This window comes from Nocardioides nematodiphilus, assembly GCF_020216525.1.
Classification (GTDB): domain Bacteria; phylum Actinomycetota; class Actinomycetes; order Propionibacteriales; family Nocardioidaceae; genus Nocardioides; species Nocardioides nematodiphilus.
The window spans coordinates 371,416-386,037 of record NZ_JAIWOY010000002.1 but is presented as its reverse complement, the minus strand read 5'-3'; the positions used below and the strand labels follow the sequence as shown (position 1 = coordinate 386,037).

Annotated in this window: 10 protein-coding genes; 4 read left to right on the top strand and 6 right to left on the bottom strand. The window is 70.0% G+C overall.

Annotation, left to right across the window (positions count from 1 at the left end; translation table 11 throughout):
• Positions 1-34: 34 nt before the first annotated feature.
• On the bottom strand, positions 35-451 hold the full coding sequence (locus KSO98_RS04855) for an MSCRAMM family adhesin SdrC (RefSeq protein ID WP_225284159.1): 417 nt from the start codon (positions 449-451) through the stop codon (positions 35-37).
• Between KSO98_RS04855 and KSO98_RS04850 the strand changes: the two genes are divergently transcribed.
• Complete coding sequence (locus KSO98_RS04850) at positions 447-890, top strand: G5 domain-containing protein (protein WP_225284146.1); 444 nt, start codon at positions 447-449, stop codon at positions 888-890. The genes KSO98_RS04855 and KSO98_RS04850 overlap by 5 nt on opposite strands.
• Before the next feature lie 143 nt (positions 891-1,033).
• On the opposite strand, the gene KSO98_RS04845 is transcribed toward KSO98_RS04850, so the two are convergent.
• A complete protein-coding gene (locus tag KSO98_RS04845; RefSeq protein ID WP_225283854.1) occupies positions 1,034-4,090 on the bottom strand; it encodes a glycoside hydrolase family 3 C-terminal domain-containing protein in 3,057 nt (1,018 codons plus the stop codon).
• Positions 4,091-4,285: 195 nt separating this feature from the next.
• Here KSO98_RS04845 and KSO98_RS04840 point away from each other — a divergent pair, with 195 nt between their 5' ends.
• Positions 4,286-5,485: an ROK family transcriptional regulator gene (locus KSO98_RS04840; RefSeq protein ID WP_225283852.1), complete on the top strand. Its 1,200-nt coding sequence runs from the start codon at positions 4,286-4,288 to the stop codon at positions 5,483-5,485.
• Positions 5,486-5,614: 129 nt separating this feature from the next.
• Here the strand turns inward: KSO98_RS04840 and KSO98_RS04835 are convergent, their stop codons facing one another.
• The gene (locus KSO98_RS04835) at positions 5,615-7,792 is read right to left on the bottom strand and encodes a methyl-accepting chemotaxis protein (RefSeq protein ID WP_225283850.1); all 2,178 of its coding nucleotides are present in this window, start codon (positions 7,790-7,792) and stop codon (positions 5,615-5,617) included.
• A gap of 213 nt (positions 7,793-8,005) precedes the next feature.
• Here KSO98_RS04835 and KSO98_RS04830 point away from each other — a divergent pair, with 213 nt between their 5' ends.
• The gene (locus KSO98_RS04830) at positions 8,006-8,806 is read left to right on the top strand and encodes an alpha/beta fold hydrolase (RefSeq protein ID WP_225283849.1); all 801 of its coding nucleotides are present in this window, start codon (positions 8,006-8,008) and stop codon (positions 8,804-8,806) included.
• A 148-nt stretch (positions 8,807-8,954) separates the two neighbouring features.
• Here the strand turns inward: KSO98_RS04830 and KSO98_RS04825 are convergent, their stop codons facing one another.
• From KSO98_RS04825 to KSO98_RS04815, 3 genes are all read right to left on the bottom strand, one after another.
• Entirely contained in the window at positions 8,955-9,719 is a 765-nt protein-coding gene (locus KSO98_RS04825; RefSeq protein ID WP_225283848.1) for a hypothetical protein, read from the bottom strand.
• Between the two features lie 78 nt (positions 9,720-9,797).
• The gene (locus KSO98_RS04820) at positions 9,798-12,140 is read right to left on the bottom strand and encodes a putative bifunctional diguanylate cyclase/phosphodiesterase (RefSeq protein WP_225283847.1); all 2,343 of its coding nucleotides are present in this window, start codon (positions 12,138-12,140) and stop codon (positions 9,798-9,800) included.
• 112 nt (positions 12,141-12,252) lie between these two features.
• Positions 12,253-13,602: a pyridoxal phosphate-dependent decarboxylase family protein gene (locus KSO98_RS04815; protein WP_225283846.1), complete on the bottom strand. Its 1,350-nt coding sequence runs from the start codon at positions 13,600-13,602 to the stop codon at positions 12,253-12,255.
• Between the two features lie 305 nt (positions 13,603-13,907).
• Here KSO98_RS04815 and KSO98_RS04810 point away from each other — a divergent pair, with 305 nt between their 5' ends.
• A complete protein-coding gene (locus tag KSO98_RS04810; protein ID WP_225283845.1) occupies positions 13,908-14,612 on the top strand; it encodes a VC0807 family protein in 705 nt (234 codons plus the stop codon).
• Positions 14,613-14,622 lie beyond the last annotated feature (10 nt).

Sequence of the window (14,622 nt, the reverse complement as noted above, 5' to 3'; positions counted from 1 at the left end):
ACGCACGTACTGGGATCGGGAGCACGCGCAGGCTTCAGCGGCTCGCCGCCTGCATCGCACTGACCGTTCTGAGCGGGGCTGGCGTGACTGCGCTGGCGATGGAGGGATCTGACGCTGCCCAGGCGGCCACAGCGGCGGGGACAACGCCTTCTGCATGTCCGTCGCCGTCTGCGTCGGCCACGCCCTCTGCGCCGGCCACGCCCTCTGCGTCGGCCACGGCCTCTGCGACGGCGTCCGCGTCGGAGACCGCCTCGGCGTCGAGCTCTGACTCCGCGTCGGTCTCCGTCTCCCCGACGGCTTCGGAGTCGGCGTCCGAGTCGACCTCTGCTTCTGCATCTACATCAGCCTCTGCCTCGCCGTCCGTCTCGGCCTCCGCCTGCGCGACCGGGTCGGCCTCGTCGTCCCCGTCGGTCAAGCCCTCGACGTCGCCGAAGCCGCCGGTCGTCATCACCTACCGCACGGAGCGCTCGCGATCGGCGATCCGCTACTCCGTGCGCCATGTCGACACCGCGACCCTGAAGAAGGGCACGAAGCGGGTCAAGCAGGCCGGGCGTCCCGGTGTGCGCGTGACCGTCACCCGGATCACGCTGCGCAACGGTGTCGCCGTCTCCCGGCACGTCGTCAAGAGGTACGTGGCTCGCAAGCCCGTGCCCCGGATCGTCCTCCACGGAACGCGCGTCGACCCGCCCAAGCCGAAGCCCCACCACGTGTCGGGCGGATCGGGCTGCGACAGCAACTACTCCGGTGCCTGTGTCCCCATCGCCAGTGATGTGGACTGCGGGGGTGGAAGCGGGAACGGCCCGGCCTACGTCTACGGGACCGTCCGGGTGGTCGGCTACGACAAGTACGACCTCGACTCCGACGGCGACGGCTACGGCTGCGAGTCGTAGCAGCGACCGGCCGCCGCATTCGGATACGGGCCGCAGGTGGTCGCCGAGGACCGGTGATCGGGGAGTGGATGCTCGACGCAGTGGCGGTTGCGCGCAGACGCGGTCGCGGGTGGCACCCGCGACCGCGTCTGGACGGAGACGCCTCAGCTCACCGTGAGGGTGAGCTCCTGAGTCGCCGTCGGACTGACCTCGTTGCTGGCGCGGACCCGGACGGTGAACGTCCCAGCCGCCGTGGGCGTACCGGAGAACGTGCCCGTGCCGTCACCGTTGTCGGTGAACGTCAGCCCGGCAGGCAACCGGCCGGCGACGGAGAGGCTCGGCACCTCCTGCGCGGTGGGCGACTGCGTGGTCACGGTCGTCACCGTGAAGCTGCCGGCCGTACTCGCGATGAAGGTGGCCGCGGGCGCGGAGGTGATCTGCAGCGGCGCCACGTTCACGACGAACGACGTGCTGACCGTCCTGCCGTGGTAGGTGGCATCCACCGTCACGGTGGCCACGCCCGAGCCGACGGCGCGCAGCTCGGTGCCACCCTGCTCGACCGCGACGACATCGCGGCGGTTGGAGTGGTAGCGGATCTTCATCCCCTCCGGGAGGGGAGTGCTGCGACCCTTGGCGATGTAGCCGTGCAGGGCTTCGTCGTCGGTGGCCACGGTGACCTGCGGGTCGATGCGCGTACCGGCGTCGAAGGCGACTCGCTGCGCGACGTCGGCTGCGGCGTCGCCCGTCTCCACCGGTCGTACCGAGACGGTTGCGGGCAGGCTGCCCAGGCGTCCCGTGACCGTCACCGAGGCTCGGGCACGGACGTCGGAGGACGACGCGCCCAGCTGGAGGCCGTAGGTGCCGCGGTCCACCTTCATCGTCTGGCTCTTCTCATCGAGGAAGGCCAGCTGTGAGGCGGGTGCGGTGAAGTGGACCCGGACCGACTGGCCCGGCTTGACCACGACGCGGTCGAAGGCCAGCAGCCTCTTGACCGGCCGCTCCGCCGCGGCGGAGGCGAACGGCGTGGTCACGTAGAGCTGCGGCGTCGCCGCACCGGCGACCGTCCCGGTGTTGGTGACCGTCGCGGTCGCAGAGATCGTCCCGGAGGCCCGGACGGCGCCCTTGGCGACCTTGAGGTCCGAGAAGCGGAAGGTGCCGTAGCTCAGGCCATGACCGAAGGGGAAGCTCGGCGTGCCGGTGTAGTACATGTAGGTCCGCCCGGGTGCCGACTGGCTGGGCCGGATGGCGTAGTCGGTGATCGCCGGCAGCTGGCTGTCGTCGGTGTACCAGGTGAAGGGCAGGTGCCCGCTCGGGTTGACCGTGCCCAGGAGGACGTCGGCGATCGCCGCGCCCTGTCGCTGGCCCAGGTAGGAGCTCCAGAGGATGGCCGGGCTGGTGGCCTCGAAGCTGCGCACGTCGACCGAGCCGACGGTCTGCAGGTAGACCACGGTGTGCGGGTTGGCCGCCTCGACCTGGCTGATCATCGAGGCCTGCGCGCCCGGGAGCGCGGTGGTCGTACGGTCGTGGTCCTCCGACGCGGTGGTGTAGTCGGTGCCGGCGACGACCACGACGGCGTCGTAGCCCTTGACCGCGGCGATGGTGGCGGGGTCGACCGTGGTCAGCTTGGACGCGGTGGTGCCGCCCGTGACGCCCGGCAGGAAGTCGACCTGGGCCTGGGGGTTCCGTGCCTGGATGGCGTCCTTGATGCCGGTGTAGGCGTCGATGTTGTTCGCGGCGCCGGCGCCGGTCTGGATGCTGGAGTAGCCGCCGGTGAAGAGCTGCTGCGGGTGGGCGAAGTAGCCCACCACCGCGACCTTGGTCGGCTGGCTCTGCGGCAGGTCGAGCGGCAGCAGCGGTGCTGCCCCGACCTTGTCGTTCTTCAGCAGGACCAGGCCCTCCTGGGCGCTCTCGCGCGCCTGGGCGAGGCGCTCAGGCGTCTCGGTGATCGCGTTGTTGGTGGGCGAGGTCGTCCAGGTGGCGCCACCGAGTCGCTGGCGGGCCGCACGGACCCACGGGACCTGGCTCTCCTCGTCGAACTCACCGGTCGCGATGCGTGCGGTGAAGAGCCGGGTGACGGAGGTGTCCACATCGCCGACGTTGAAGGTGTCGACCTCGGTCTTGATCTTCTGCGCGATCGCCGTCGGCACGGTGTTCCCGTAGCTGTACTGGTCGTGATAGCCCCAGTTGCAGTCGAGGTCCTCGCCGGCGGAGATGGCGTACGCCGACCGGCCGTACTGGTCCAGCGGCGCGCTCGCTGTCGGCGGCTGCCAGTGGTGGCCGTTCTGGATCTCCCGGACGGCGTCGCAGTCCGAGGTGAAGTAGCCGTCGAAGCCGTAGGTGTCGCGTGCGAGGTCGCTCATCAGCTGGACGCTCGCGGCGGCGGGAACGCCGTTGATCGAGTTGTAGGAGCTCATGATGGAGCCCGGGTGGGCCGCCTTGACGATGTCGGCGAACTGCTTGGTGTAGTACTCCCGCAGGGTCCGCTGGTCCATGTCGGAGGACCCGTTGCGTCGGTTGACCTCGCTGTTGTTCGCGGCGTAGTGCTTCAGCGTCGCGATGGCCTTGTAGTAGCCGTTGGCCGACGCCGGCAGCACGCCAGCAGGTGTCTGGCCCTGCAGGCCGTCGACGTACTGGCTCGCGAGGGTGGCGGTGAGTGTCGGGTCCTCGCTCCAGCTCTCGTCGTTGCGGCCCCAGCGGGGGTCGCGGGACAGGTTGACGGTCGGCGCGTAGAAGTCGAGGTTGAACCGGTTCTGCGGCGCGGTGTCCCGGGCCTCGTCGCCGATGAGGGAAGCCTCGCGGTAGACGAGCTTCGGGTCCCACGTGCTGCCCATCGACAGGTCCGAGGGGTACGAGGTGGTGTTCGTCAGGGTCGTGGCGTTGCCGGTCGGAGTGATCGTCGAGGCGTTGACGCCGTGGTTGGACTCGTTCCACCAGCCCCATGCCGCGATGCCCAAGCGCGGGATGGCGGGCGCCTGGCTGCTGTTCATCTCCTGCGCCTTCTCGGCCAGCGTCATCCGCGAGACGAGGTCCGCGGCTCGCTCCGCGGGAGTGAAGGACCTGTTGAGGTAGACCGGCGTGGACGATGCCTGCGACGCGGACGGGGGAGTGGGGGCGGGCCGTGAGGCCGAGGCCGGGTTGCCGAGGGTGGTGGCGGCGAGGGTGCCGGCGACCACTGCTGTGCCGAATGCGACGACGGCATGCCTGCGTTGTCTGTTGACCATGTGTGCTCCGAGAGAAGGCGTACCGAACTGGTGCGCGCCGATAGGTCCCCATGCCCGACCTGGGACAGGTGTGTGGCGTAGGTCTCATGACCGTACGGTCCGCTATTTATCCGGGTCAAGGATCAACTTCGATTTGTTTTACCACCGTTTGTCCTGATCCGTACTTACCGCGTGAAGGCCGCTAGGCTGCCCTCCGTGGAAGCGCACGGTGTCGAGTCGCTGGTGAGCCGGAACGGCCGAGCCGTTCTTGCCGCGATCCAGTCGCGACCGCGTTGCAGTCGCGCCGACGTCGCACGCGCCACCGGGCTCTCCACCTCGGCCGTCTCGGCCCTGGTCACCAGGCTGATCGCCGCTGGCCTGCTCGTCGAGCTGGGCGCCAACCCGGCGACCGGAGGTGGGCGGCCCTCGGTCTCCCTGGGCCTGGCTCCGCGCGCCGGCTCCGTCATCGGGATCCACCTCGGCCACGCCGACCTTCGGGTGGTGCTCACCTCGCTCGACGGCACCTTGATCACCGAGCAGCGTCATGTCCTCGACGTCGACCACGAGCCGGCCGCGTCGCTGGACCGGGTAGCGCGCAGCACCGCAGACCTCCTCACGAACGCCGACGCCGACCTGGGGCGCGTCCTCGGCCTCGGCGTCGCCGTCTCCGCCCCGGTCGTCGAGTCCCGGCAGCTGGGCTCGCCGCCGATGCTGCTCGACTGGGGCGGCGTCGACATCGGGGGGATCCTGGCCGAGCGCACCGGCCTCCCGGTCCACCTGGGCAACGACGCGAGCCTCGGCGCGCTCGCCGAGTGGCGCCTGGGAGCGGGCACCGGGTTCGACGACGTCGTCTACGTGATGCTCGGCGAGGGTGTGGGCTGCGGCCTGATCCTCGGCGGCCGCCTGCACACAGGGGCGTCAGGCATGGCCGGAGAGCTCGGCCACCTCTCGGTCGTCCCCGACGGCAAGATCTGCCGATGCGGGGCGCGCGGTTGCCTCGAGACACTCGTCAGCAAGCGCGCGCTCGTCTCCGCTCTGGCCCACACGCTCGGCCCAGCCGCAACGGTCGAGTCGCTGCTCGACCTGGCGGACGCCGGCGATCGCGGAGCCCTGCGACTGCTGGCTGACGCGGGACAGGTGCTCGGGACCGCGCTCGCCGGAGTCTGCACCATCACCGACCCACGTCTGGTCGTGATCGGCGGCGACCTGACCGCGCGCCCCGACTCCAGCAACGCGCTGCTCTCAGCGGCCGGACGCGCCCTCGACGCCGCACTGCCCCCGGTGGCCAACCACGACATCCGGATCGTACGAGCGCGACTTGGCGCCCGAGCCGAAGCACTCGGCGCAGCCCTGCTCGCGGCATCCCGGGCCGGCGCCCTGCTCGCCGAGACTTCCGAGGTCATCGCGGCCCCGTAGGCGGCCCGGGTGCTCCCAGCGCGGACACACCTCGGAGACGTAGGTCTGTGGGGCGCTCGCGTAGAGCGCTGAGTCATCGGACGGTGAGTGACTCAGCGCCTCACGGCGCGACGGCCGTGCTCCCTGGCCTCAGTACGTGTACTGGCTCAGCAAGGCGTCGAGCTCGCTCGCCATCGTTGCCAGTGAGCCTGCCGCCTGCGTCGTGCCGTCGGCCATCCGCTGGGTCTCGGCTGCAGCGCGCGCGACCTGCGTGATGTCCTGGGCGATGCCGTCGGCGCCGTGAGCCGCCTCGGTGACGGAGCGAGCGATCTCGTTGGTCGTGGCGGTCTGCTCCTCGACCGCGCTGGCGATCGTCCCGGTCATGTCGTTGATCTCACCGATCACCTCGCTGATGCCGGTGATGGCCACGACGGCCTGCTGCGAGCTTCCCTGGATCGCGTCGACGCGGCGGCCGATCTCCTCAGTGGCCTTCGCGGTCTCCCCGGCCAGCTCCTTGACCTCGTTGGCCACGACCGCGAAGCCCTTCCCGGCCTCGCCGGCGCGGGCGGCCTCGATCGTGGCGTTGAGGGCGAGCAGGTTCGTCTGCTGGGCGATCGAGGTGATCACCTTGATGACCTCGCCGATCTCTGCCGACGACGCGCCCAGCCCCGAGACGGTGTCCTGGGCCGCGGAGGCGGCGGAGACGGCGCTCGTGGCGACGGTGGAGGCGCTGGTGGCGTTGGCGGCGATCTCGCGGATCGAGGCGGTCATCTCCTCCGTCGCCGTGGCAACGGTGCTGATGTTCGCGCTGACCTGCTCGGAGGCGGCCGAGACGTTGCCCGCCAGGTCGGAGGTGGAGTCGGCGGTGTGGCCCAGGTCGCCGGAGACGGCCGACAGGTCATCGGCCGCGGAGGCCACCGAGGCCGCGAGCCGGCCGAGCTGGACGAAGCTGCTCCGCAGCGTGTCGGTCAGCCGCTGCACCGAGGCCGAGGTCTGGGCGACGCTGGTGAGATGGGTGGCCTCGGCGTCGATGTCGAGGTCGAGCTCGGCGGTGAAGTCCCCGGCGGCGACCCGTGAGATGTAGGCCTCGAGCGCTCGGACGGCCTCGGTGGCCTCGGCCGCCTGCTGGGCGGTGATTCGCTGGCGCTCGGCCTCGGCCGCCAGCGCCTCGCGCTCGCGCTCGGCCTCGGCCTCGGCCTCGGCCCGCTCGCGGGCGTGTCGCTCTTCGAGGCGCTGACGCTCCTCGTCCGAGCGTGCCTCGGCGACCTCGCGCTCGCGGCGCTCCTCGTCGGCGCGGCGCTGGAGCTCGGCAGCCTCGGCCTCGCGGGCCGTCTCCTCGGCGGCGCGCTCGGCCTCCAGGGCGGCCTCGCGAGCGGCGGCCGCCTCACGGGTGGCCTCCTCGCCGGTGATGAGGTTGGCCACCACGACGTCGATCGCGGCAGCGATCTCGCCGATCTCGTCCTCGTGGTCGTGACCCACGCGTGCCGTCTCGTCGCGGGCGCCGCCGGCGATGTTGCGCAGTGCCTGCACGACCTTCTGCAAGGGGCGTGAGATCGAGCGGGCGATGCCCAACGCGATGCCGACGAAGAGGAGCACGCCGAAGATCGCCACGATGACCAGGGTCAGCCGAAGGCTCGACAGGTCGTCGTGGATGTTCTGGGTGCGCTGGTTGGTCAGCTTCTTCGCGAGCGCCTGCTGCTCCTGGAAGACCTTGTCGATGACCAGGTACGGCGGCCAGGCCTGGGTGATGGCCCAGTGCGACGCGGTCTTCGCGTCACCGGCCTGCATGGCGTTGATCGCGTTCTGCTGGATCTGGTGATACGCGTCCAGCTTCGGCTTGAGGTCGGTCAGGGCCTTCACCATCGCCGGGTCGCTCGCGTCCTTGATCGCGGCGTCGACCTCCTTGAGCGTCGCGTCGTAGTCGGCGGCGAAGTAGTCGAGGCTCTCCTTGGTGATACCCGGCTGCTCGGACTCGATGATCGGCGAGTTGAGGGCACCCTGGGTCATGTCGTCGGTGGCGATCCACAGCGCGTACGCCTGGTTGATCTCGGCCAGCACGTTGGCGTTGGCCAGGTTGGCGTTGTTGGCGCGCATCGGGCCGCCCACGCGCATGACGCCGATGGCGGTCATCGCAGCGAACACCACGGCGCCGATCACCGCCAGCGCGGTCAGGCGCTGCTTGATCGTGACCCGACCGAGCAGCGACCGGGTGGTGGAGCCGTTCGCCCGGCCGCCGCGCCGCGGCTGAACGGAGGCGGGTGCGGCCCCGTCCGTCGGACCGCTGACGACGGAAGCGTCGATCGGACGAGTGATCACATCGATGGCCACGCCGGTGGCTCCTTGCTGAGAGATCGAGAATGAGGGGGAGACATCACCATCGGCCGTCCTGCGGGCCAGCTGAGCAGACGCCGGGAGGGCCGGTCGCACGCGACGCAGCCGGGAAGGAGACCCCGTAGCGCCTCGCGGCACGGGGCGCAACGATCCGAGGGTGGCCTCGCGGGTCAGGGACGCGGGGAGTGCCTGCTCGACTAGCGTCTCGGCATGCCCCTATGGCCTGCCTCCGACCTCCACGTGAACGGCGTGACGATCTCCTACCTGCGGAGCGGTGGGGACAAGCCGTCGGCCGTGCTGCTCCACGGGTTGATGGGCAGCGGCGCCGGGTGGGCGCCGGTGGCTCGCCTTCTCGAGGCGGAGCTCGACGTGATCCTGCCCGATGCGCGCGGGCACGGCCGCTCGGATGCTCCGGAGGGCGGCTACTGCTACGAGGATCTCGCCGCTGACGTGGCCGGCCTGGTGCAGGAGCTCGGTCTGGATCGTCCGGTCCTCGTCGGACATTCGATGGGCGGGATGACCGCTGCGCTGGCCGCGACCCGCATCGGCGACCTGCTGCGTGGGCTCGTCCTCGTCGACCCCACCTTCCTGAGCCCCGCGCGCCAACGCGAGGTGTACGAGAGCGACGTCGCCGAGCAGCACCGTCACGCGCTCAGCCGGGGCAGGTCGGTGTTGCTGGAGGACGCGCTCGCGCGGCACACGCGACGCCCACGGGAGATCGTCGAGCTGCAGGTCGACGCACGGCTGAGCACCAGTCCGGCCGCGCTCGACATCCTCAGGCCACCCAACCCGCCCTACCCCCAGCTGGTCGGCGCGATCGCCGTACCGACGCTGCTCGTCATCGGTGACACGCCCGTCGTGTCCCTCGAGACGGCGACCCAGCTGTGCGAGCTCAACCCGCGTCTGCAGGTCACGCAGGTCGACGACGCCGGGCACGGTCTGCCGTTCGACCAACCCGAGCGGCTCGCCGCGTCCGTGCTCGCGTTCGTGCGCACTCTGCCGGCGCCCTGAGGCCGCTCAAGGGCACCGCACCCACAGCGCTTGCGTACGCCAGCCTCCCTCGGGGCTCGCGATGCGCAGGTAGCCGACATCGACGGCGAGCTTGACGAGGGAGAACGGAGGATGCGGCCGCGACGCGGGTGGGCGCGCGCAGCGCGGCTCAGCGCTGGACGGGGCGCAGCAGGGTCCGGGACGCCACCTCAGCGAGTCTGGACGGCGCGGTCCGCGTGGCCGGGGGAGCGGCCGGGAGCGAGGACCGGCGCCAGGTCCAGTCGGTCGGCAGGGTGATGCCGTCGAGCCCGATCGCCTGATAGATGAGCCGGTAGGCCTCGTTGTTCGTCCGCCGCTGCTGATCGAACATGCGGTGCAGGTTGGCCCACAGCGGAATGCTGCGTGGCGAGCCGAGGTACTCGCCCTCGCCGGTGCCTGGGAGCACGTTGGGCACCAGCCCGGAGGCGGACAGCAGCCGGCGCGGGCGCTCGTCCATGATCATCACGATCGAGTCGATGCCGTTGGCCTGGGCGGCAGTGACGATGCCGTGGTAGAGCGCGGCGGAGCACAGCGTGGTGCGACCCGGGGCCCGGCGCACGGCGATGGTGGCGACGTCCCAGGTGCGGTCGGGGTCGATGCCTGCGGCGCGCGCCGACCTCATGCCGTCGGCGTGCCAGGGCGCTCGGGACACGTCGTTGAGCGTCTTGAGACCGGCGGGTCCAGGGGCGATGAAGCGGGCGGTGGCCAGCGCGTCGCCGTCCTCGTCCAGCACGGTCATGAAGCCCGTGTGGTCCGCGTAGGGCCCGTACTCCAGATCGAACTCCTCGGCGGTGTTGCCGTAGGTGGTGAGGAAGACCTCGGCCTCACAGGCCAGGGCGGCCTCCAGCTCCGCGCCGACGGGATCAAGAACGAACCGGAGGGGCGTGCCGTGCATGAGGACACCTTTCGTGGACCGAGCGTCGGCTCACACTAACGGCTTTGCCTTCGGGTTCTGGACGGATCCTTCAGATGCTCAGAAGCCTTCATCGTCCTCAGGGGTCTCGACGCTGCTTCCCGTCGAGGTCGACCAGTCGCGCACCCACTGCTCGACCTCCGAGAACGGCATGGGGCGCCCGATGTGGTAGCCCTGCAGGTTGTCGATGCCCATGCTGACCAGCTCGGCGACGTCGATGTTGCTCTCGACGCCCTCTGCGACGGTCCTCATGTCCAAGGCATGCGCGAGCTGGATGGTGGAGGCGACGATCTCGCGGCCGCGCGGGTCGCTGGAGATGTCGCGGACCAGCGACCTGTCGATCTTCAGCTCTTGCACGGGCAGGTCGCGCAGGTAGGTCAGCGAGGAGAACCCGGTGCCGTAGTCGTCGATCGAGACCTGGATCCCGTGTTTGCGCACCTCGAGCAGGATGTCGCGGGCGCGCTGCGGGTCGGTCAGGAAGGAGTCCTCGGTGACCTCGAGGACCAAGCGGTCGGCGGCCACCTGTCGTTCCTCCAGCGAGGCGAAGAGTCGGGTGAGGAAGGTCTGGCTCATCAACTCGGGCGGGGCGCAGTTGATGGCGACACGCAGATCGATGCCCGCGCTCAACCACCGCTCGAGGTCGCGGATGGCGTGCCAGGCGATGATGTCGGACAGCGGTCCCATCAGACCGACCCTGCGCGCGGCCGGCAGGAACGCGATCGGACTCAGCAGACCCTGGATGGGGTGGCGCCAGCGGACCAACGCCTCGAAGCCGTGGAGGCGCATGGTCGAGGCATCCACCTGCGGCTGGTACCAGACCTCGATCTGCTGGTCGGCGATGCCCTTGCGGAGGTCCTCCGCCAGCTCGAGGCGCGAGCGGGAGTACTCATCGAGGTGAGCGTCGTAGAGCGCCGCGCCGGCGCGTGAGCTCTTCGCCTGATACATCGCCACGTCGGCTCGGCGGAGGATCTCGCCGCCGTCGGTGTCGGCATCGGTGACGACGGTGATGCCGATGGATCCGGAGGGCGAGATCTCGATGTTGTCCACCACGACGGGCTCGGCGAGCTCGCTGAGCACGCGATGGGCGGTCTCCACGAGCTCGATCTCGTCGTCGCTCTCGAGCAGGATCGCGAACTCGTCGCCGCCGAGCCGGGCCACCATGACGCCGTTGCCGACGGCCTCCTGCATCCGTACGGCAACGAACGTCAGCACGACGTCACCCGCATGGTGGCCGAGGGCGTCGTTGATCTCCTTGAAGCCGTCGAGGTCGAGGAGCATGAGGGCCATCGGCTCCCGCTCGGTGAGGCACTGGCTGAGCCGGGACCGGACGGCCCGCCGGTTGGGCAGCTTGGTGAGGTCGTCGGTCTGGGACAGGGCGAAGGCCTCCGCAGCCCGGTTGGCGTCGCGCAGCGCGAGCACCATGCGCACCCCCACCGCCACCAGGGTCAGCACGGCCGGTGGGACCGTGTAGAGCGCCAGGGTGTCGTCGGGACGCACGGTCAGCACGACCAACGCGATGATGCCGGCCGAGACGAGCAGGCGGGTGCCGGCCGCCTTCGGCATCGCCCGCATCAGCCGCCGCTCGGGCCGGCAGGCGGCGGCCACCAGCAGTGCCCACCCTCCGCCCCACAGCGCATTGCTGGTGTTGCCGAAGTCGTAGGTCGGCGTCGAGACCTGAAGCGCGAAGCCGGAGTCGGCGCACGCGAGCAGTACGAACGCGGCTCCCATCATCCAGGACTTGCGGGTGTCGCTGCGTGAGCGCAACAGAGCCTGGCCGAGCACGACCATCACCAGCGCGATGTCGGTCAGGGGATACATCACTGCCAGGAGCAGTGGCAGGCCCTCAGCCCCCGATGCGAGCCGGACCGGCGTGACCAGCAGCAGCGAGGCCAGACACGACATGGCGCCGCAGATCACCGCCACGTCGAGCCAGCTGCGGGCCGGGCGCGCCTGTCGCCGGTCCACGTCAAGCACCAGGAAGCCGACCATGCCCAGGTAGGAGCTCAGGAAGAGCCACTCGCCCGGCGCGGGGAAGTGCTGTTGCTCCTTCAGGCTGGCGGCGTTGACCACCATCGAACCGAGCGACCACACCGTCACGGTGGCCGCGAGCGTCAGCAACGGCACCCGGCGCAGCGGGTGGATGCGCGCAGCCAGCGCAAGCCGTACGACGAGCAACGGGAAGAAGGCGGTCAGCGTGGTCAGCAGGATCGTCTGCCCGGTCCGGTACGAGGCCGTCTCGGCGATCTGGTTGGCTGCCAGGCCGCCGATCAGGACAGCCCAGGAGACGCGCCCGACGCCCCGTTCGATGATCCACGCACGCGAACGCGGAGGCACCGCAGCGGGATCCGCGATAGCGGCGTTGGCGCTCGCCTCGGGTGCAGAGCTGGCTGCACTGCGTCTCATGCGTTTCCCTTAACCGTGGCGTGGATCGAAGTGGAACCCTGACGCTGCACCGGCGGCGAGAAACAACCACGAGGTGGACCGGGCGTCCGTACCGTCGGGTGCAAAGTACCCGTCACGGCTCACTGCCTGCATCCGCGAGGCTCTCCAGCAGCACGTCGACGTCGGCATGTGTCGTGCGCGGGTTGACGAAGCACAGTCTGAGCACCGGCTCCCCGGCGTACATGGACGGGGTGACGAGCCCCAGACCGCGCACGCGCGTCCGGTACGACCAGCGGTCGTAGTCGCCGGCTCTCCAGCCGACGCGACGGAACAGCACCACAGACAACTGCCGGTCGAGGACGAGATCGAGCATCGGATCGGCCTCGATCCGCTTGGCGGCGTAGGCGGCGGTCGCGAGGCATCGCTCGACGGCATCGACGTAGGCATCGGTGCCGTACGCGAGGATCGAGGCCCACAGCGGTACGCCGCGGGCGCGGCGCGTGAGGTGCACCGCGTAGTCGGCCGGATTGTCCGCGTCGTCGTCGTTGACCGCATCGAGGTAGTGGGCGTGCTGGCGGTGAGCGGCGCGGGCCAGCGCCGGATCGCGGTAGATCACCGCGGCGCAGTCGAAGGGCGTGAAGAGCCACTTGTGGGGGTCGATCGTGATCGAGTCCGCCCGTTCGATCCCGGCGAAGAGGTCTCGGTACGCGGGTGCGAGCATCGCCGCCCCGCCGTATGCCGCGTCCACGTGGAGCCAGGTCCCGCGGCTGGCGCAGCACTCTGCGACCTCGGCGAGGGCATCGATCGCACCCGTGTTCGTGGCGCCTGCACTCGCCACGACGGCGACCACATCGGTCGGATCGAGGGCGGCAAGCACCGGCTCGAGGTGCTCGGCACGCAGGACGTCATGACCTGCGCCGGCGACCACCACGGAACAGCCCATGATGGTTGCGGCGGCGCGGACCGAGGAGTGTGCTGAGGCGCCCATCACGATGATGCTGGGCGGTCCTCCGGACGTCGATGAGCGGCCGTGTCGGGCCGCGACCAGGGCGCTGAGGTTCGCCATCGAGCCGCCGCTGACGAACGTGCCGTGAGCTTCCTCGGGATATCCCAGGAGCGTGCACAACCACGCGATCGCGGCGCGCTCGACCGCGACCACGGCACCGGCCTCGAGCTCGCTGCCGCCGTAGACCGAGGCGGCTGACAAGGCAGCGTCCGTGAGCACCGCAGCCGGGGTCGGGGCACCGCCGACGAAGGCGAGGTAGCGGGCGTGGTCGCTGGGGAACGACGTCGGGAGCACCGTGTCGCGCAGGCTGGCCCACGCGGCTTGTGGACCGACCCCTTCTCGGGTCAGATCAGGCAGGACGGTGTCGCCGTGAACGTGACCCGGCGAGGGCGCTTCCGGCGGGCTGGTGAGACGTTCGGCGATCCACTGGGCAACGCTCGCGAGCGCCTCGCGGTCCTGCGCGGCGAACTCGTGCACATCGGCCTTTCGGTCGGGGGACGGAATGGAGTGTGAAGACGGTGAGGATTGTCTTTGCACACAGCACGATCATCCACTCCAGCCGCCCCTCAGCGGCGCGGGTTGGCGATGATCGCGACGCGCGCACGGGAAAACGATGGCTGAATGTGCTGAACGTCGTCTTCTCTGTGAGCCACGGTTTCCAGGGCGGCGCGGGGCACGAGCGAGTAGCGTGGTCGGTACCGACGGCTCCCGTATGGAGAATGCGTCTTCGTCGTCTTCGGTTGGGGTATCCGGCGTACAGCCCGGGGGCGGGTCGGCCGACCGTGGAAGAGTCAAGAGTCGCCGGACGTGTCGCGTGCGGTCCGCACACCCCCGGTCTCGGCCTGCTGCAGGTGGCCCTGCGGATCCTCTCGAGCTTGATGCTCGCGGTCATCATCCCGGCGACGTTGCTGTGGGCGATGATCGAGCTCTTCAACGTGACCACCGCTGTGCTCGTCTGCCTGGCGTGGATGGTGCTGGCGATGGGGTGGCGCTACGCCACCCGACGCCCGGTCTCCGGGTTGCTCCTGCTGAGCCTGGCGATCTTGACGATCAAGACGGCGTTCACGCTCATCTCGGGGAGCAGCTTCGTCTACTTCGTCCAGCCGGTCTTCGGGGACCTGGCGGTCTCGACGATCTTCCTCGGCTCGCTGTGGACCTCGCGTCCGATCATCGCTCGGCTCGCTCCGGACTTCTACCCGATGAGCGTCGCTGTCGCGGATCGGCCCGAGATCCGGGCCCACTTCTGGCGGCTCACGCTGCTGTGGGGCCTGGTGATCCTGGTCAAGGGCGGGATCACGTTGTGGCTGCTGGAGTCGCTGTCCACGGCGAACTTCGTCCTCCTCAAGGGCGGCGCGATCATCACCCTGACGCTGACCGCAGCGGTCGTCACCATCGCGTGGTCCTACGTGGTAGTGCGCCAGCAGGGCCTGTTGCGGAGTCCCGTCGCGGATGACGCGACAGCGCACTGGCCCGAATCGTCCGGCTGAAAGAGGCTCA

Coding starts and splice junctions, on each gene's coding strand:
- KSO98_RS04830 (WP_225283849.1), top strand. CDS start 8,006: ATGCCCCTATGGCCTGCCTCCGACCTCCACGTGAACGGCGTGACGATC.
- KSO98_RS04845 (WP_225283854.1), bottom strand. CDS start 4,090: ATGGTCAACAGACAACGCAGGCATGCCGTCGTCGCATTCGGCACAGCA.
- KSO98_RS04820 (WP_225283847.1), bottom strand. CDS start 12,140: ATGAGACGCAGTGCAGCCAGCTCTGCACCCGAGGCGAGCGCCAACGCC.
- KSO98_RS04825 (WP_225283848.1), bottom strand. CDS start 9,719: ATGCACGGCACGCCCCTCCGGTTCGTTCTTGATCCCGTCGGCGCGGAG.